This is a genomic window from Halomonas gemina (assembly GCF_023554995.1).
Classification (GTDB): Bacteria; Pseudomonadota; Gammaproteobacteria; order Pseudomonadales; family Halomonadaceae; genus Halomonas; species Halomonas gemina.
On the sequence record NZ_JAMJPK010000002.1, the window covers coordinates 77297 to 95993 of the forward strand.

The window sequence follows — 18697 nt, forward strand, 5'->3', positions numbered from 1 at the left end:
CCATGATGGTTTCTTTCTTCCTTTCACCCCGATAAGAGAGTTTTACAGGTCCATGAATCGAAAGGTCGTGTTTCGTTGCAGTCTCATCAGCTTGCTGCTGGCCGCGCCGGCGCCGCTGCTGATTGCGCTGTTCGTCCATCTCACCGGCGGCGTGCTGTCACGTGAGCTGTTTTCCAGCCTTCAGGTCGGTGGCGTGGCCGTGGTCTATTTCGCCGCCGCCGCCGCGGTCTTCCTGGTGTTGCTGGTCGCCACCCTGGCGGTCAACGCCCTGACACCCCAGTTGGTCAACCTGGCCGAGGTCGAGGATGACGATCGCGAGATCGGCGAGGTCAAGTGGTTCAACGTCAACAAGGGCTATGGCTTCATCACCCGTGACGATGGCGAGGATGTCTTCGTCCACTTCCGGGCCATCCGCGGGCGGGGGCATCGCACTCTGGCCGAGGGCCAGAAGGTGCGCTACCACGTCATCCAGAACGAGCGGGGGTTGCAGGCCGACGACGTCACTGTCATCACCTGAAAAACGGCCTGCGCTCGATCTTACTGCGTTGGAAGGTCGTCTCGCGCGCGAGCCCGGTCGAGATGCTCATTTAGCAGCTTGTAAACTCCGCTCTCTCGACTACCTTCCGCCTTGTCTGATCTTCGCTCGGCGCGTTTTTCCGCATTTCCAGCGTTCATCGCCCCGCCGTCGCGGGGCGATGGCGTTTCAGGGCTACTGACCCGAGTCGGGCCAGTCGATCGCCTGTTCGCTGCCGTCGGGCTGCACCTGCAGGAAGCGGTCCGGGTCGTCGCCGGGCTGCCAGCCGCCCAGCGAGCAGCGCACCTCGCAGCCCAGCCGGGCGGCGGCTTCCCGGGCACAGGCCGCGTCGGTCGCCCAGGGAGTCTCGGGGCTGTCGAGCCACAGGCTCGCGAAGCCGTCGGCGGCCTTCTCCACTACCAGCACCGGCACCTCGCCGGCCTCGGCGCGGCCCAGGGTGCGCCACTTGCGCTTGCCCGCGGGCGACAGCGGCTCGGCGCCGATGGCCTGCCGCAGCCAGGCATCCAGGCGCGCGATGTCGCAGTGGGCCAGGTAGATCTCGATATCGGGATAGGATTGCATGGGCGCCTCAGGGCCGGGCCGTGCCGTTGACGAAGAGTCTGGCGAGGATCGCCTCGTAGACCCGGCTGAGGTCATCGAGGTCCGAGGCCAGTACCCGCTCGTTGACCTGGTGGATGGTGGCATTGCAGGGACCGAGCTCGACCACCTGGCTGCCCAGGGTGGCGATGAAGCGCCCGTCCGAGGTGCCGCCCGCCGTGGAGAGCTCGGGGCGGTGTCCCAGGGCTTCCTCGACGCCGCTGACGGCGGCCTCCACCAGTTCGCCCTCGGCGGTGAGGAAGGGCTCGCCGTTGAGCGTCCAGTCCAGGTGGTAGTCGAGGCCATGGGCATCAAGCAGCGCCTCGGTGCGTTGCTTCAGCTGCTCGTGGGTCACCTCGGTGGAGAAGCGGAAGTTGAACACCACCTCGACGTCGCCGGGGATCACGTTGGTGGCGCCGGTGCCCGAGCGGATATTGGAGACCTGGAAGCTGGTGGCGGGGAAGAAGGCGTTGCCGGCGTCCCAGTGCTCCCGCGCCAGGGCGTCCAGCGCCGGCAGCGCCTGGTGGATGGGGTTGCGCGCCAGGTGCGGATAGGCCACATGGCCCTGGATGCCCCTGACATGCAGCACCCCGCCCAGCGAGCCGCGGCGCCCGTTCTTGATCACGTCGCCGAGCCGGGCGGTGGAGGAGGGCTCGCCGACGATGCAGTAGTCGAGCCGTTCGTGGGCCTCGCGCAGGTGCTCGACCACGGCCCGGGTGCCGTCCACCGCCGGCCCCTCCTCGTCGGAGGTGATCAAAAAGCCGATCCGCCCGTGGTGGTCCGGGTGGGCGGTCACGAAGCGCTCCACCGCGGTGACCATGGCCGCCAGGCTGCCCTTCATGTCGGCGGCCCCGCGGCCGCGGAGCATGCCGTCATCGTCGATGCAGGGCTCGAAGGGCGGGAAGTCCCAGCGGGTATGGGGGCCGCTGGGCACCACGTCGGTGTGGCCGGCGAAGGCCAGCAAGGGCCCGTGGTGGCCGCGGGTCGCCCATACGTTCTCCACGTCGCCGAAGGGCAGGCGCTCGACCCGGAAGCCGAGCGCCGCGAGGCGCTCGATCATCAGCGCCTGGCAGCCCAAGTCATCCGGCGTCACCGAGGGGCGCCGGATCAGCTCGAAGGCGAGCGCGAGGGTCGGGGAGAGCGCGGTCGGCTCAGTTGTTGGCATGCAGCGCCTCGTTGAGCGCGATGGCGCTCTTGTTGGTGAGGCACTCGATGCGCCCGTTCTGCGAGTTGCGGCGCAGCAGCAGGTCATCCTGGCCGGCCAGCTCGCGGGCGGCCACGGTCTCGACCTCCTGGCCCTGGTCGTCGAGCAGGGTGACCTTGGCGCCGGCGGTGATGTAGAGGCCGGCCTCCACGGTGCAGCGGTCGCCCAGCGGGATGCCGATGCCGGCATTGGCGCCGATCAGGCAGCCCTCGCCCACCTTGATGACGATGTTGCCGCCGCCGGAGAGGGTGCCCATGGTGGAGCAGCCGCCGCCGAGGTCCGAGCCCTTGCCGACCATCACGCCGGCGGAGATGCGCCCCTCGATCATGCCCGGCCCTTCGGTGCCGGCGTTGAAGTTGACGAAGCCCTCGTGCATCACCGTGGTGCCCTCGCCCAGGTAGGCGCCCAGGCGCACCCGGGCGGTGTCGCCGATGCGCACGCCGCCGGGCACCACGTAGTCGGACATCTTGGGGAACTTGTCGACGCAGTCCACGGAGAATGGTCGCCCTTCCAGGCGGGCCTTGAGGCGGCGTGCCGGCAGCTCCTCGATGTCGATCGCGCCTTCACTGCTCCAGGCGATGTTACGCAGCAGGCCGAACATGCCGGTGAGGTCCAGGCCGTGGGGCTTCACCAGGCGGTGGGAGAGCAGGTGCAGCTTGAGGTAGACCTCCGGAGCGCTCTGGGGCGGGGTGTCCACGTCGAGGAACATCGCTACCAGCGGGCGGCGGCTCGCGGCCAGGGACTCGGCCAGCTCGGCCTGCTCGTCGTGGCCGGCGGCCTTCAGGGCGCCGGCCAGCTCGGCGCACTGCTCGGGCAGGAAGCTGACCGCGGCGTTGCCGGCAGGGGCGTCGAGCACCTTGGCGGCGGCGGCCACCAGGCCGGCATCGGGCTCGAACAGCGGGGCCGGGTAGTAGATCTCCAGCCAGTCGCCCTGGGTGTTCTGGGTGCCGATTCCGAGTGCAAAGCTCAGCATGGGGGTGGTGTCCTCTGGAAGCGTGGGGGAGGGCCCGGATAGGCCCTAGAGTGAGTCGTAGTCGCCGTCGCGGTAGCCGACGAGGATCTCGTCGCCGGTATCGAGCAGTGGGCGCTTGAGCAGGGTGGGGTGGGCCAGCATCAGCTCGCGGGCCTTGTTGGCGTCGATGTTGGCCTTCTCCTCGTCATCGAGCTGGCGCCAGGTGCTGCTGCGCCGGTTGAGCACCTCCATGACCGGCACCCGGTGCAGGATGTGCTCCAGCAGCGGGGCCGAGAGGCCGTCCTCGCGCAGGTCATGGACCTGGTAGGGGAGACCCTTGCCGTCCAGCGCCTTGCGGGCCTTTCGGCAGGTGTCGCAGTTCTTGATCACATAGAGTGTCAGCATCGGGAACTCCTCTCGATGAAGCGGCGGATGCGCCAGGCGGCCTCCACCGTGGCCTCGACCTCGGCGACCAGCGCCAGACGCAGCCGGCCCGCCCCGGGGTTGGTGCCGCTGCTGCCGACCCGGCCCATGTAGCTGCCGGGCAGCACGCTGACGTTCGCCTCGGCATGGAGTGCGCGGGCGAAGGCCTCATCATCGCCGCCGGGCACCGCCGGCCACAGGTAGAAGCTCGCCTCGGGAGCGGGGAAGTCCAGCACCGGGGCGAGGACCTCGGTCACCGCGGCGAACGTCTCGCGGTAGGCATCGCGGTTGGCGCGCACGTGGACCTCGTCGTTCCAGGCGGTGATCGAGGCCTGCTGCACGGGCAGCGACATGGCGCAGCCGTGGTAGGTGCGGTAGCGCCTGAACGGGGCGATCAGCTCGGCGTCGCCGGCGACGAACCCGGAGCGCAGCCCCGGCAGGTTGGAGCGCTTGGAGAGGGAGTGGAACACCAGGCAGCGCCGGTAGTCGTGCCGGCCGAGGCGCGCACAGGCCTCGAGCAGCCCCGGCGGCGGGGCGGCCTCGTCCAGGTAGAGCTCCGAGTAGCACTCGTCCGAGGCGATCAGGAAGTCGTGTTCGTCGGCCAGGGCGATGAGTGTCTCGAACTCGGCCAGCGGGGTCACCGCGCCGGTGGGGTTGCCCGGCGAACAGAGAAAGACCAGCTGGACATCGCGCCAGGTCTCGGCGGACACGCCGTCCAGGTCCGGGCGGAAGCCGTTCTCGGCCGTGGCGTCGAGGTAGAGCGGTTCACCGCCGGCGAGCAGGGTGGCGCCCTCGTAGATCTGGTAGAAGGGGTTGGGCATCGCCACCCTGGCCGGGCGGGTGCGGTCCAGTGCCGCCTGGACGAAGGCGAAGATCGCCTCCCGGGTGCCGTTCACCGGCAGCACCTGATGGTCGGCGTCGAGCCCGGCCAGCCCGAAGCGTTGCCTTGCCCAGTCGGCGATCGCGCGACGCAGCTCAGGGAGGCCGGCGGTGGCCGGGTAGCGGGCGAAGTCGGCCTGGTGGGCGTGCAGCGCCTCGAGAGCCGCCGCGAAGGGCGCGTGCTGTGGCTCGCCGATGGTCAGCGGTATGTGGGCGAGCTCCTCGGGCGGCGTCACGCCGGCCTTGAGGGCGGCGAGTTTCTCGAAGGGGTAGGGCTTGAGGGCGTCGAGGTCGGGGTTCATGGCTGTCCAGGGGCGGCTCGGACAGAAGCAGGTGTCCGGCGTCGTTGTCGGTGGCGGCCCGCGTGCCGGCGGGCAGGGCATCGATTATAGGGAAGCCCCGGGGCGGCCTCAAACGCCGGCCCGCTGCCCGGGGCTGGTGGGCGGCGTCAGCCGGGGATGGCGAGGACCTCGATGAGGCGTTCGCGCAGGCGCTGCTGGCGTTCCGGGTCGGTGAGCGGCGCGCCGGCCTTGTCGGTGATGAAGAAGACGTCCTCGACCCGCTCGCCCAGGGTCGCGATCTTGGCCGCCGACAGCGCGATGTCCTGCTCCATGAAGATGCGTCCCACCCGGGCCAGCAGGCCGGGGCGGTCGGGCGCGACGAGTTCGAGCAGGGTACGCTCGTTGGCCGGGTCCTGCTCGATGCTGACCTCGGTAGGCACCCGGAAGTGCTTGAGCTGGCGCGGGGTGTGCCGGGTGACGATCTGCGGATAGTCGTCCGGGTCGTCGAGCTCCTCCACCAGGTGGCGGCGGATCTCCTCGATGCGCTCGCGGTCGCGGATAGCCTGGCCGTGGTCGTCCAGCACGATGAAGGTGTTCAGCGTCCAGTCGTTGCTGGAGGTGGCGATGCGGGCGTCGTGGATCGATAGCCCCAGCTGGTCCATGGCGGCGGCGGTGGCGGCGAAGAGGTCGTCCACCGAGCGGGTGTGGATGAAGACCTTGGTGCCGCCCTCGGCCATGTCGTCGGTGGGGGCGTTGATCAGGATCAGCGGCAGCTGGCTGTCGCCATGGTCGAGGATGCCCTGGGTCTGCCAGACGATCTCGCTGGGCGCGTACTGCAGGAAGTAGTCCTCGCCCAGCGACTCCCAGAGCCGGTCGACACGGGCCATGTCGGCGCCCACCGAGGCCAGCAGGGAGTGCGCCTCGCTGCGCGTCTCTTGCACCCAGTCGTCGCGCTCCAGGGGGTTTTCGAGGCCGCGGCGCAGGGCGCGCTTGGTCTCGCTGTGCAGCTGGCGCAGCAGCGAGGCCCGCCAGCCGTTCCACAGGGTCGGGTTGGTGGCGTTGATGTCGGCCACCGTCAGCACGTAGAGGTAGTCGAGCCGTGTCTCGTCGCCGACCAGGCGCGCGAAGTCGGCGATCACGTCGGGGTCGGTGATGTCGCGCTTCTGGGCCACCATGGACATCATCAGGTGGTGCTCCACCAGCCAGCTGACCAGGCGGGTATCGCGGCTGGAGAGCCCGTGGCGCTCGCAGAAGGCCTCGGCATCCCGGGCGCCGAGGGTCGAGTGGTCGCCGCCGCGTCCCTTGCCGATGTCATGGTAGAGGCCGGCGATCCACAGCAGCTCCAGCTTGGGCAGCTGGTGGATCAGGTGGGCGGCGACCGGGAACTCCTCCTTGGCCTCAGGCTTGCGGAAGCCGTGGATGCACTTGAGCAGGCGCAGCGTATGGGCATCCACCGTGTAGATGTGGAAGAGGTCGTGCTGCATGAGCCCCACCGCCTGGCCGAACTCGGGCAGGTACTTGCCGAGCACGCCGTAGCGGTTCATGCGCCGCAGCTGGCGGGCCACGTTGCCGCCGGAGCGCAACAGGGCCATGAACAGGCTCTGGTGGCGCAGGTCGTCACGATAGAGGTCATCGATCTGGTGGCGGTGGTCGCGAATCAGGCGGATGGTGTCGGCCCGTACCCCCTCGATCTCCGGGTGCTCGGCCATCAGCAGGAAGAGCTCGAGCAGCGCCGAGGGGCGCCGGCGGAAGACATGACGCGAGCGCGCCTGGATATAGCCCCCCTTGATCTCGAAGCGCTCGTTGAGAGGCACGGTGGTGAGGGCCTCGCCGGCATGCAGGATCGCCTCGTCGAAGTGCTGCAGCAGCATGTCGTTGAGCCCGGCCAGCGCCGTGACGTGGCGGTAGTAGCGCTTCATGAACTGCTCCACGGCCAGGCGCTCCGGGGTGTCGCGGTAGCCGAACAGCTCGGCAATGGTGCGCTGGTGGTCGAACAGCAGGCGGTCCTCGGCGCGGTCGGTGAGCATGTGCAGGGCGTAGCGCACCTGCCACAGGAAGGCCTGGCCCTGGCTGAGGATGCGCAGCTCGGGGTCGTTCATGAAGCCGCCCGCGACCAGGTCCTCGTAGCGCTGGGTGCCGAAGTGGCGCTTGGCCACCCAGCCGATCATCTGGATGTCGCGCAGCCCGCCCGGCGAGCTCTTGATGTTGGGCTCGAGGTGGTACTCGGAGTTGTTGTAGCGATAGTGACGGCTGATCTGCTCCTGCCACTTGGCCTCGAAGAAGCGGTCGGCCGGCCACAGCCGCTCGGTGGAAAGACGCGCCTGCATTGCCTCGCGCAGGCGCTCGGGGCCGGCCAGGGTGCGGGTCTCCAGCAGGTTGGTGATCACCGTCACGTCGGCGCCGGCCTCGCGTTCGCAGTCGGCGAGCGAGCGCACGCTGTGGCCGATCTCCAGGCCGATGTCCCACAGGAAGGTGATGAAGGCCGTCAGCGGTTCGCGATACGGCGTGTCGTCATCGTGCTCGAGCAGCAGCAGCAGGTCGATGTCGGAGTGGGGGTGCAGCTCGCCGCGGCCGTAGCCGCCCACGGCGAGCAGCGCCACCCCGTCGTCGGGCCAGGCGTGCTGCTCCCAGGCGATGGCCAGCAGGCGGTCCAGGCACCAGGCCCGGCCGTGCACCAGGTCGCGGATGTCGGCGCCGGCGCGGAAGCGCTCGTCGAGGCGGGCCTGGATGCCGCGCAGCGCCGCCTTGAAGGGGGCGATCGGCGAGCGCTCGCCGGCGAGCTCGGCGCGGAAGGCCTCGACATCGAAGAGGCCATCGTCGGGGACGAAGCGGTAGTGGTGCAGTAGCATGGCGATCGACTCAGCGGTCGAGGAAGGAGAGGTCTTCGTCGCCACGGGCGGTGAGCACCTCCACCCCCGTCGCGGTGACCAGCAGGGTGTGCTCCCACTGGGCGGTCAGGCTCCTGTCCTTGGTCACCGCGGTCCAGCCGTCGCGCAGTACCTTGGTGCGATAATCGCCGACATTGATCATCGGCTCGATGGTGAAGCACATGCCCTCCTCCAGGGCGATGTCGGCCTCGGGGGCATAGCCGTCGTAGTGCAGGATCTGTGGATCCTCGTGGAAGCCGGCGCCGATGCCGTGCCCGCAGAAGTCACGCACCACCGAATAGCCATTGGCCTCGGCGTGGGACTGGATGGCGCGGGCAAGGGTAGAGAGGTGCACGCCCGGGCGCACCAGGGCGATGCTGCGGTAGAGGCACTCCTGGGTGACCCGGCAGAGCCGCTCGCCCTGGATGGTCTCGCCGATGACGAACATCATGCTGGTGTCGCCGTGATAGCCGTCGGCGGTCTTCACGGTGATGTCGATGTTCATGATGTCGCCCTTCTTGAGCTTCTTGGCGTCATCTGGAATGCCGTGGCAGACCACGTGGTTGATCGAGGTGCAGATCGACTTGGGGAAGCCGTGATAGTCGAGCGGCGCCGGGGTGGACCCCAGCTCGTCGACGATGTAGTCGTGGCAGAGCCGGTCCAGCTCGCCGGTGCTCACGCCGGCCTTCACGTGGGGGATGAGCATCTCGAACACGCTGGCGGCCTGGCGGCCCGCCTCGCGCATCTTCTCGATCTCGTCGGGCGTCTTGATGGGTACGTTCATGGAATCTCGGATCAGGGGTGGTGTCGCCCGGGTTACGGCGGGCTCGAGCATCGGACGACTTCATCTCGGAGGTCATCCATGGTATAAAGCTGCGCGCTTTCCTGCAATCGTGGAGCCCTGCCGACCCGTCGGCGCCTAGGCGAGGCTGGGGAAGTGCGCTCAATCATCAATGCAATGCCTTGAAATCACACATGCACCGTCACATGGTCCCGGGTGCTGTCGGGTTGCTCCGGCGGTCGGATCCATGGGGTGCGTGGAGGCCTAACCCGATTTTCCAGGAGTCATCCATGGCACACGTCAACATGCGTGACCTGCTGAAGGCAGGCGCTCACTTCGGTCACCAGACCAAGTACTGGAACCCGAAGATGAGCAAGTACATCTTCGGCGCGCGTAACAAGATCCACATCATCAACCTCGAGCACACCCTGCCGGCCCTCAACGAGGGCATCGACGTGGTCGAGAAGATGGCAGCGGCCAATAACAAGATCCTGTTCGTCGGCACCAAGCGCAGCGCGAGCAAGATCATCAAGGAAGAGGCCAATCGCGTCGGTCAGCCGTTCGTCAACCACCGCTGGCTCGGCGGCATGCTGACCAACTACAAGACCATCCGCGTTTCCATCAAGCGCCTGCGTGAGCTTGAAGCCATGCACGAGGACGGCACCTTCGAGAAGTTGACCAAGAAGGAAGTGCTGATGGCGACCCGCGAGCAGGACAAGCTCGAGCGGTCCGTGGGTGGTATCAAGGAAATGGGCGGCCTGCCCGATGCCCTGTTCGTGATCGACGTCGACCATGAGCGCATCGCCATCAACGAGGCGAACAAGCTGGGCATTCCGGTCATCGGCGTGGTGGATACCAACTCCGATCCCGATGGCGTCGACTACGTGATCCCGGGCAACGATGACTCCATTCGCGCCATCCAGATCTACGTCAAGGCCATTGCCGACGCCTGCGCACGTGCGAAGGAAGGGCGTCCCGACGAGTTCGTCGAGGTCACCGATACCGAAGAGAGTCAGAGCGACGCCGCCGCCGAGTGATCGTCGGCCCGCCTGGGCCGGTCGCCGTGCCGTCATTTCGGTGACGGCCCGCCGGACAGGCGCAAGGGGGCTCAGGCCCCCTTTCTTCTCTTCTTTCCGCTACCCATTCCAGGTCGAACCATTCAGAGGACACTACCATGGCAGCTATCAGCGCCTCCCAGGTCAAGGAACTGCGCGAGCGTACCGGGCTCGGCATGATGGAGTGCAAGAAGGCACTCACCGAGACCGATGGTGATATCGAGCAGGCCATCGAGAACCTGCGCAAGAACTCCGGCCTCAAGGCCGCCAAGAAGGCCGGCCGCACCGCCGCCGAGGGCGTCGTGGTCACCCGCGTGGCCGAGGACGGCAGCTACGGCGTGATGGTCGAGATCAACTCCGAGACCGACTTCGTCGCCCGTGACGACAACTTCAAGGCCTTCGCCGAGAAGATCGCCGACGCCTTCTTCGCCGCCAAGAGCGAGGACGTGGCCGCCGTCATGGACGGCGAGCTCGAGACCGCCCGCGAGCAGCTGGTGCAGAAGATCGGCGAGAACATCGGCGTGCGCCGCAGCGTCGTCGTCGAGGCCGGCGACGGCAACCTGGTCGGCGAGTACGTCCACGGCGGCCGCATCGGCGTGCTGACCGTGCTCAAGGGCGGCAACGCCGAGGTGGCCAAGGACGTCGCCATGCACGTCGCCGCCATCAACCCGGCCGTGGCTCGCCCCGAGGACATGCCCCAGGAGCAGCTGGATGCCGAGAAGGCGATCATCCTGGCCCAGCCCGACATGGCCGGCAAGCCCGAGCAGATCGCCGAGAAGATGGTTCAGGGCCGCCTGAAGAAGTACCTGGCCGAGAACAGCCTGACCGAGCAGCCCTTCGTCAAGAACCCGGACCAGTCCGTGGCCGAGTTCGTCAAGGCGGCTGGCGGCGAGGTGGTCGGCTTCACCCGCTTCGAGGTGGGCGAGGGCATCGAGAAGGAAGAGGTCGACTTCGCCAAGGAAGTGATGGAACAGGCCAAGCGCAGCTGAGGTCACAGGTTCCAGTGTGAAGATGGCGTGCGCGCGAGCGCACGCCTTCGCGTATCCGGCCGGTCATTCCGGCCATCCACCAGGTCCTATCCATCAAGCCCCATGCGTCGAGAACCCGGGAGATACCCCATGACCAGTGCCGATCACCCCGCCCCCAGCAAGCCCGAGAAGACCCGCGCCGAGGTGTCCAAGTACAAGCGTATCCTGCTCAAGCTCTCCGGCGAGGCCTTGACCGGGGATGCCGAGTTCGGCATCGACCCCAAGGTGCTGGATCGCCTGGCGCTGGAGATCGGCCAGCTGGTAGGGATCGGCGTCCAGGTCGGCATCGTCGTCGGCGGTGGCAACCTGTTCCGCGGGGCGGCCCTGCACGAGGCGGGCATGGACCGGGTCACCGGCGACCACATGGGCATGCTGGCCACGGTGATGAACGCCCTGGCCATGCGCGATGCCCTGGAGCGCTCCAACATCCGTTCGCGGGTGATGTCGGCGATTCCGATGAGTGGCGTGGTGGAGCACTACGACCGCCGGACCGCCATCCGCTACCTGACCTCCGGCGACGTGGTGCTGTTCTCGGCCGGCACCGGCAACCCCTTCTTCACCACCGACTCCGCGGCCTGCCTGCGCGGCATCGAGATCGATGCCGACGTGGTGGTCAAGGCCACCAAGGTCGACGGGGTCTACGACAAGGACCCGGTCAAGCACCCCGAGGCGGTCAAGTACGAGCAGCTGTCCTATGATGATGCGCTCGACCAGAAGCTCGGGGTGATGGATTTGACCGCCATCTGCCTGGTGCGGGACCATGACATGCCGGTGCGGGTCTTCAACATGAACAAGCCAGGTGCCCTGCTCAACCTGGTGGTGGGTGGCAAGGAAGGCACGCTGATTGACAGAGGGTGAGACAGTGATCGACGACATCAAGAAGGATGCGCAGAGTCGCATGAAGAAGAGCCTCGAGGCCCTTCACCAGAACTTCAACAAGATCCGTACCGGTCGGGCGCACTCCAGCATCCTGGATGCGGTGACCGTGGAGTACTACGGCAGCCAGGTGCCGCTCAACCAGGTGGCCTCGATCAACGTCGAGGATGCCAGGACCCTGAGCGTGGTGCCCTGGGAGCAGCAGATGGTGCCCAAGATCGAGAAGGCCATCATGACCTCCGATCTCGGCCTCAACCCGGCGAGCGCCGGCACCGTGATCCGCGTGCCCATGCCGATGCTCACCGAGGAGACGCGCAAGGGGTACATCAAGCAGGCCCGCCAGGAGGCCGAGCATGCCCGGGTGGCGGTGCGCAACGTGCGCCGCGATGCCAACGGCGATCTCAAGTCGCTGCTCAAGGAGAAGGAGATCACCGAGGACGAGCAGCATCAGGCCGAGGAGGCGATCCAGAAGCTCACCGACAGCATCGTCGCCGAGATCGACAAGGCGCTGGAGTCCAAGGAACACGACCTGATGCAGGTCTGAGGACGGCAGGCGCCGCCGGCGAGGGATCGCCCCTCGGCGAACCGCGGGCTAGGCGTCCGCGCTTCGCCGGCCTTCACGCTCTTACCCGCCATGCGAGACATCATGACGTCACCGCAGTCTCCCCGTACAGGGGCCAGCCCCGACGACGGGCCTAGCGCCGGCGAGGCGCCCCTGCCGCGCCACGTGGCCATCATCATGGACGGCAACAACCGCTGGGCGAAGGCGCGTGGCATGTCCGGCGTGCGTGGCCATCATGCCGGTGTCGAGGCGGTGCGTGCCGTCATCCGCCGCGCCGCCGAGCGCGATATCGAGACCCTCACGCTGTTCGCCTTCTCCAGCGAGAACTGGAAGCGGCCCGCCAACGAGGTCAATGCCCTGATGGAGCTCTTCCTCATGGCGCTCAAGCGCGAGGTCAAGAAGCTCCATCGGCACGGCATCCGCCTGTCGGTGATCGGTGACCGCAGCGGCTTCTCGGCCTCGATCCAGAAGCATATCGCTGGCGCCGAGGCGCTGACCCGCGACAACACCGGCCTGCACCTGGTGATCGCCGCCAACTACGGGGGGCGCTGGGATATCGCCCGTGCTGCCCGGCGGCTGGCCGAGCGGGTCGCCGCCGGCGAGCTCGAGCCCGAGTCGGTCGACGAGCGGGCCCTCGACGAGGAGGTCAGCCTGTCCGCGGATGCACCGGTGGACCTGTGCATCCGCACCAGCGGCGAGCAGCGGATCTCCAACTTCCTGCTCTGGCAGATGGCCTATGCCGAACTCCATTTCACCCCGGTGCTGTGGCCCGACTTCGATGGCGCCGCCTTCGACCGTGCGCTGGCCGACTTCCAGCGGCGGCAGCGGCGCTTCGGCATGACCGACGATCAGGTCGAGGCGCGCGGTGCTTAGACAACGGATCCTCACCGCGGCCTGGCTGATCCCGCTGGCCCTGTTGGGCCTGTTCGCCCTGGAGGGCGAGGGGTTCCGGCTGTTCACCGCCGCCATCGTGCTGCTCGCCGCCTGGGAGTGGGCCAACCTCGCCGGCATCACCTCCTCGGGACGTCGCCTGCTTCCGGTGGCGGGCCTCGCCGTGCTGATGGCGCTGTGCTGGGCGTCCGGCGGCGTGCTGTCGACCTGGCCGCTGTGGCTGGGGGCGCTGGGCTGGCTGGCCAACCTCTACTGGGTGACCGGCTACCCCGCGCGCCTCGCGCAGTGGCGCTCGACCGGCATGCGCCTGGCCATGGGGCTCTGGGTGCTGCTGCCGACCTGGGTAGGCTTCAGCGTGCTGCGCGAGGGCGGCGCCGTCTGGCTGCTCTTCGTGCTGCTGCTGGTATGGGGCGCCGACATAGGTGCCTACTTCGTCGGCCGGGCCCTCGGCCGGCACAAGCTGGCCCCCAGCGTCAGTCCCGGCAAGACGTGGGAGGGCGTGGCTGGCGGACTGGCCGTCACCTCGCTGCTGGCCGTGGGCTTCGCCGCCTGGCAGGGCCTCGGCGTCGCCGCTGGCCTGCTGCTGCTGGGGGCAACGGCGGTGGTGACGCTGGCCTCGGTGCTGGGCGACCTGCTCGAGAGCATGCTCAAGCGCCATCGCGGCATCAAGGATTCCAGCCAGCTGCTGCCGGGCCACGGCGGGGTGCTCGACCGGGTCGACAGCCTGACCGCGGCGGTGCCGCTCTTCGCGCTGCTGCACGGGGGGCTGCTGTGATCCTGCGCCATGTGACCGTGCTGGGCGCCACCGGCTCCATTGGCACCAGCACCCTGGACGTGCTCGGTCGCCACCCGGAACGCTACCGGGTGCATGCCCTGACCGCCCACCGCTCCCGGGAGGCGCTGCTGGACCAGTGCCGGCGTCATCGGCCGGCGGTGGCGGTGCTCGATGCCGAGGAGGACGCCGCCTGGCTGCGTGGGCAGCTGGCCGAGGCGGGGCTCGCCACCGAGGTGCGGGCCGGTCGCGAGGCGCTGGTCGAGGTGGCCGAGGCCCGCGAGGTGGATACCGTGATGGCGGCCATCGTCGGTGCCGCGGGCCTGCTGCCCACGCTGGCCGCGGTGGAGGCCGGCAAGCGGGTCCTGCTGGCCAACAAGGAGGCCCTGGTGATGTCCGGGGCGCTGTTCATGGACGCCGTGAAGCGCCATGGTGCGACCCTTCTGCCCATCGATTCCGAACATAATGCCATCTACCAGTGTCTACCCGTCGAGCATCGCGGTGGCCTGAGTCGCCACGGGGTGACCCAGCTGCTGCTGACCGCCTCGGGCGGTCCCTTCCGCGGCTGGGCGTGGGATGATCTGGCCCGCGTGACCCCGGATCAGGCCTGCGCACACCCCAACTGGTCCATGGGGCGCAAGATCTCGGTGGACAGCGCCACCCTGATGAACAAGGGGCTCGAGCTGATCGAGGCCTGCTGGCTCTTCGACGCGCGTCCCGACCAGATTCAGGTGGTGGTTCACCCCCAGAGCGTGATCCACTCCATGGCGGCCTACAGCGACGGCTCGGTGATCGCCCAGCTGGGCAACCCCGACATGCGCACCCCCATCGCCTACGGCCTGGCCTGGCCGGAGCGCATCGACGCCGGGGTGGAGGCCCTGGATCTCTTCCGGGTCGCGCGGCTCGACTTCGAGCCCGCCGACGAGGTGGCCTTTCCCTGCCTGCGCCTGGCCCGGGAGGCCATGGCCGAGGGCGGCACGGCGCCGGCGGTGCTCAATGCCGCCAACGAGGTGGCGGTGGAGGCCTTCCTGGCCGGCCGACTCGGCTTCACCGGCATCGGCGAGCTGGTGGCCCGGGTGCGCGATGAGTGCCCGGTCGCGTCGGCTGGGGACCTCGAGACCATCCTCGAGGCCGATGTCCTCGCCCGGCGAGCGGCACAAGTCTGGTTGGCGCGGCAATGACGCACGCGCCTCGACGCAGTTGACTGCAAGGAGATTGCCTTGGGCCTAATCCAGAACGTGCTGGCCGTGATCGTGGTGCTCGGCCTCTTGATCACCTTCCACGAGTTCGGCCACTTCTGGGTGGCCCGGCGCTGCGGCGTCAAGGTGCTGCGCTTCTCGGTGGGCTTCGGCAAGCCGCTGTGGTCGCGCCGCGACCGCCACGGCACCGAATTCGCGGTGGCTGCGATCCCGCTGGGTGGCTACGTGAAGATGCTCGACGAGCGCGAGGGCCCCGTCGACCCTGCGGAGCGCGATCAGGCCTTCAACAACAAGACGGTCTGGCAGCGCATCGCCGTCGTGGCGGCTGGACCCCTGGCCAACTTTCTGCTGGCCATCGTGGCCTACTGGGCACTGTTCGTGGCCGGCACCACCACGGTGGCACCGGTGATCGGCAGCGTGACGCCGGACTCCCCGGCCAGCCGTGGAGGCCTCGAGGCGGGCCAGGAGATCACCGCGGTGCGCGGCGAGGCGGTGCGCTCCTGGGATGAGATCAACCTCAAGCTGGTCGCGGCCATCGGCGAGAGCGGCGAGCTCGAGGTGCAGGCCCGCGACGAGGCCACCGCCGACTCCCGGGTCTATCGCCTGCCGGTGGAGGAATGGCTGGTGCGCCAGGATCCTCCCCGGCCGCTGCCGAGCCTGGGCCTGACCCCCTGGCAGCCCGAGATCCCGGCGGTGCTGGGCCAAGTGGTCGAGGGCGAGGCGGCCGCCGAGGCCGGCCTGCGGGTGGGCGACGAGGTGGTCGCAGTGGACGGCGAGCCGGTGGCGGACTGGATGGCCTTCGTCGACCGGGTCCGCGCCAGCCCGGGCGAGCCACTCGAGCTCGAGGTGCTGCGCGACGGCGAGCGGCTCGAGCTCACCGTCACGCCCGGCCGCAACGAACTGGAGGAGGGCGTGGCCATCGGCTATATCGGCGCCGGCGTCGAGGCCGTCAGCTGGCCCGAGGAGTACCGTCGCGAGATCCGTTACGGCCCGCTGGCCGCCGTGGGACAGTCGTTGTCGCGCACCGGCGAGATGACGGTGCTGACCCTGGGGGCCATCCGCAAGATGGTGGTGGGGCTGATCTCGCCGTCGAACCTCTCCGGCCCCATCACCATCGCCCGGATCTCCGGCGACTCGGCGCGGGCGGGCCTGGAGAGCTTCGTCAGCTTCCTGGCCTACCTCTCGATCAGCCTGGGGGTGCTCAACCTGTTGCCGATCCCGGTGCTCGACGGCGGCCACCTGCTCTATTACCTGGTCGAGGTGGTGCGCGGCCGCCCGGTCTCCGAACAGGCCCAGGCCGTGGGCATGCGCATCGGCCTGGCGCTGGTCGGCACCCTGATGCTGATGGCGCTCTATTTCGACCTGATGCGGCTCTGGTAGCCGGGCGCCGGCTTGTCAGTGGCCAGTACAAATGTATAAGGTGCCTGTCTGGACAGGACGGCAGATCAACGCGAGCGAATCGACTGCATGAAAATCAAGACCATCGGACTGGCGGCACTGCTGCTCGTAGGTGCCCAGGCGGCACAGGCACAACCTTTTGACGTTTCCGACATAAGGGTAGAGGGGCTGCAGCGGGTCTCGCCCGCCTCCGTGTTCAATGCCTTTCCTGTCAGTGCTCGCGACCGGGTCGACGAGCGCGAGCTGGCCGAGGCGGCCCGCGAGCTCTTCGCCACCGGCCTGTTCGAGGACGTCAGCCTGGCCCGCGAGGGCGACGTGCTGATCATCCAGGTGGTCGAGCGCCCGACTATCGCGCGCCTCAACATCGAGGGCAACAACCAGATCCCCGACGAGGACCTGCGCGACGGCCTCAAGCAGGCCGGGCTAGACGAGGGGCAGGTGCTGCAGCTCTCCACCCTCGAGGAGATCCAGCGCGAGCTGGAAGGCGTCTACCAGGCACAGGGGCGCTACAGCGCGCGGATCGAGACCTCCGTCGAGGAGGTCGGCGAGGGCCAGGTCCAGGTCAACATCGACATCGACGAGGGGGCGGTGGCCAAGATCCGCCAGATCAACATCGTCGGCAACCGTGACTTCGACGATGACGAGCTGCGCGAGGTCTTCGAGCTCGACGACCGGCCGGGCTGGTTCTTCGGCTGGTTCTCCAGTGACGAGTACTCCCGCGAGGCCCTCTCCGGTGACCTGGAACGGCTGCGCTCCTTCTACCTGGATCGCGGCTACGTGAACTTCAATATCGAGTCGTCCCAGGTCTCCATCAGCCCCGACAAGTCGCGGATATTTGTCACCGTGAACATCGACGAGGGGCGGCAGTACCGCCTGGGCGACATCCGCTTCGCCGGTGACCTGCGGATTCCCGAGCGCGAGGCCCGCGAGCTGCTGGAAGTGGAGTCCGGCGAGATCTTCTCGCGCAGCGACGTCACCGCCTCCACGGAGGCCCTGCGCTCGCGGCTGGGGGCCGAGGGCTTCGCCTTCGCCAATGTGGACGGCATTCCCGAGGTCGCCACCAGCGGCGACAGCGTGGACCTGACCTTCCGCGTCGAGCCGGGACGCCGGGCCTACGTGCGGCGCATCGAGTTTGCCGGCAACACCACCACCCAGGACGAGGTGCTGCGTCGCGAGATGATCCAGATGGAGGGCGCACCAGCCTCCACCGAGTCGATCAGCCAGTCGCGCCAGCGCCTGGAGCGCCTGGGCTTCTTCAAGCAGGTCGACGTGGAGACGCGTCCGGTGGCCGGCGAGCCCGACAAGCTGGACGTCACCTACACCGTGGAGGAGCAGCCCTCGGGTTCGATCTCGGCGAGCATCGGCTTCTCCCAGAGCGCCGGGGTGATCTATGGCGCCTCGCTTTCCCAGAACAACTTCCTGGGGACCGGCAACCGGGTCAACCTCGGTGCCCAGCGCAGCGACACCTTCACCAGCCTCAATTTCGGCTTTACCGACCCCTACTGGACCCTGGGCGGCATCTCGCGCGGCTATAACCTTTTCTACCGCGAGACCGACTACGAGGATTCCGATATCTCGACCTACTCCACCGACGCCTACGGTGGGGGCATCAACTTCGGCTATCCGATCAACGAGTTGACGCGGCTGAATTTCGGCGCCTCGGCCGAGGACCTGTCGATCAAGACCTACCGCGACACCCCGGCAGAGATCATCCAGTATGAAAATGACCAGGGCAGTGACGCCCAGAGCCTGAAGCTCACCGCCAGCTGGACCCGCAACAACCTCAATCGTGGGATCATGCCCACCGCCGGCAACTACCAGCGCCTGTCGCTGGAAAGCGCGGTGCCGGGCAGCGACGCCGAGTACTACAAGCTGCGTGCCCGGGCGCGCCAGATCATCCCCTTCAACGAGGAGCAGACCTGGGGCCTGAAGTTCAGCGGCGAGCTGGGCTATGCCGACACCGTCGGCAACGACCCCTACCCGTTCTACGAGAACTTCTTCTCCGGCGGCCTGGGCTCGGTGCGCGGCTTCACCGGCAATACCCTGGGGCCGGCCACCACCGAACGCAACGGTGGGGATGACCGCACCCTGGGCGGCAATGTCCTGGTGGAGGGCAGCGCCGAGGTGCTCTTCCCGGTGCCCTTCGTCGAAGACCAGCGCTCCCTGCAGGCCTCGCTGTTCCTGGATGCCGGCAACACCTTCCTGACCGACTGCTACGACGTGCCTGAAGACTTCACCTCTTCGTGCGAGTCCGGCGTCGACCTGGGCGAGCTGCGCTACAGTGCGGGGGTCGGCCTCTCCTGGCTGACCCCGGTGGGCCCGCTGACCTTCAGCGTCGCCGAGCCGCTCAACGACAAGGACGGCGACGACACCCAGTTCTTCCAGTTCTCGCTGGGTCAGACCTTCTGATCTCCGGCC

The 18697-nt window shown here is 68.1% G+C and carries 17 protein-coding genes; 10 read left to right on the plus strand and 7 right to left on the minus strand.

Translation table 11 applies throughout. The features are described from left to right. Positions 1 to 52: 52 nt before the first annotated feature. A complete protein-coding gene (locus tag M8009_RS19050; RefSeq protein ID WP_106231396.1) occupies positions 53 to 517 on the plus strand; it encodes a cold-shock protein in 465 nt (154 codons plus the stop codon). A gap of 192 nt (positions 518 to 709) precedes the next feature. Here the strand turns inward: M8009_RS19050 and M8009_RS04445 are convergent, their stop codons facing one another. The 7 genes from M8009_RS04445 to map form a co-directional block, all read right to left on the minus strand. Further along, positions 710 to 1096: a hypothetical protein gene (locus M8009_RS04445; protein WP_250059557.1), complete on the minus strand. Its 387-nt coding sequence runs from the start codon at positions 1094 to 1096 to the stop codon at positions 710 to 712. A gap of 7 nt (positions 1097 to 1103) precedes the next feature. Further along, positions 1104 to 2276: a succinyl-diaminopimelate desuccinylase gene (gene dapE, locus M8009_RS04450; protein ID WP_250059558.1), complete on the minus strand. Its 1173-nt coding sequence runs from the start codon at positions 2274 to 2276 to the stop codon at positions 1104 to 1106. Further along, a complete protein-coding gene (gene dapD, locus M8009_RS04455; protein ID WP_250059559.1) occupies positions 2263 to 3288 on the minus strand; it encodes a 2,3,4,5-tetrahydropyridine-2,6-dicarboxylate N-succinyltransferase in 1026 nt (341 codons plus the stop codon). The genes dapE and dapD overlap by 14 nt, the downstream gene beginning before the upstream one ends. A 45-nt stretch (positions 3289 to 3333) precedes the next feature. After that, positions 3334 to 3672, minus strand: coding sequence for an arsenate reductase (locus M8009_RS04460; RefSeq protein WP_250059560.1), 339 nt, complete (start codon positions 3670 to 3672; stop codon positions 3334 to 3336). Then, the gene (dapC, locus tag M8009_RS04465; RefSeq protein ID WP_250059561.1) at positions 3666 to 4871 is read right to left on the minus strand and encodes a succinyldiaminopimelate transaminase; all 1206 of its coding nucleotides are present in this window, start codon (positions 4869 to 4871) and stop codon (positions 3666 to 3668) included. Before dapC ends, M8009_RS04460 begins: the two co-directional genes overlap by 7 nt. A gap of 146 nt (positions 4872 to 5017) precedes the next feature. Next, positions 5018 to 7699: a [protein-PII] uridylyltransferase gene (locus M8009_RS04470; RefSeq protein WP_250059562.1), complete on the minus strand. Its 2682-nt coding sequence runs from the start codon at positions 7697 to 7699 to the stop codon at positions 5018 to 5020. A 10-nt stretch (positions 7700 to 7709) separates the two neighbouring features. Beyond that, positions 7710 to 8501 carry a type I methionyl aminopeptidase gene (map, locus tag M8009_RS04475; RefSeq protein ID WP_250059563.1) on the minus strand — a complete coding sequence of 264 codons (792 nt, stop codon included), beginning with the start codon at positions 8499 to 8501 and terminating at the stop codon, positions 7710 to 7712. 287 nt (positions 8502 to 8788) lie between these two features. Between map and rpsB the strand changes: the two genes are divergently transcribed. From rpsB to bamA, 9 genes are all read left to right on the plus strand, one after another. Next, on the plus strand, positions 8789 to 9535 hold the full coding sequence (rpsB, locus tag M8009_RS04480) for a 30S ribosomal protein S2 (RefSeq protein ID WP_250059564.1): 747 nt from the start codon (positions 8789 to 8791) through the stop codon (positions 9533 to 9535). Between the two features lie 137 nt (positions 9536 to 9672). Continuing rightward, the gene (gene tsf / locus M8009_RS04485) at positions 9673 to 10542 is read left to right on the plus strand and encodes a translation elongation factor Ts (protein WP_250059565.1); all 870 of its coding nucleotides are present in this window, start codon (positions 9673 to 9675) and stop codon (positions 10540 to 10542) included. 129 nt (positions 10543 to 10671) lie between these two features. After that, the gene (pyrH, locus tag M8009_RS04490) at positions 10672 to 11439 is read left to right on the plus strand and encodes a UMP kinase (RefSeq protein WP_250059566.1); all 768 of its coding nucleotides are present in this window, start codon (positions 10672 to 10674) and stop codon (positions 11437 to 11439) included. A 4-nt stretch (positions 11440 to 11443) separates the two neighbouring features. Continuing rightward, a complete protein-coding gene (gene frr, locus M8009_RS04495) occupies positions 11444 to 12001 on the plus strand; it encodes a ribosome recycling factor (RefSeq protein ID WP_250059567.1) in 558 nt (185 codons plus the stop codon). A gap of 102 nt (positions 12002 to 12103) precedes the next feature. Further along, entirely contained in the window at positions 12104 to 12892 is a 789-nt protein-coding gene (gene uppS, locus M8009_RS04500; protein WP_250059568.1) for a polyprenyl diphosphate synthase, read from the plus strand. Further along, positions 12885 to 13685: a phosphatidate cytidylyltransferase gene (locus tag M8009_RS04505; protein WP_250059569.1), complete on the plus strand. Its 801-nt coding sequence runs from the start codon at positions 12885 to 12887 to the stop codon at positions 13683 to 13685. The genes uppS and M8009_RS04505 overlap by 8 nt, the downstream gene beginning before the upstream one ends. Before the next feature lie 2 nt (positions 13686 to 13687). Continuing rightward, a complete protein-coding gene (ispC, locus tag M8009_RS04510; RefSeq protein ID WP_250060048.1) occupies positions 13688 to 14863 on the plus strand; it encodes a 1-deoxy-D-xylulose-5-phosphate reductoisomerase in 1176 nt (391 codons plus the stop codon). A gap of 39 nt (positions 14864 to 14902) precedes the next feature. Continuing rightward, positions 14903 to 16261 carry a sigma E protease regulator RseP gene (gene rseP, locus M8009_RS04515; protein ID WP_250059570.1) on the plus strand — a complete coding sequence of 453 codons (1359 nt, stop codon included), beginning with the start codon at positions 14903 to 14905 and terminating at the stop codon, positions 16259 to 16261. An 87-nt stretch (positions 16262 to 16348) separates the two neighbouring features. Further along, a complete protein-coding gene (gene bamA, locus M8009_RS04520; protein WP_250059571.1) occupies positions 16349 to 18688 on the plus strand; it encodes an outer membrane protein assembly factor BamA in 2340 nt (779 codons plus the stop codon). The last annotated feature ends 9 nt before the right edge of the window (positions 18689 to 18697 follow it).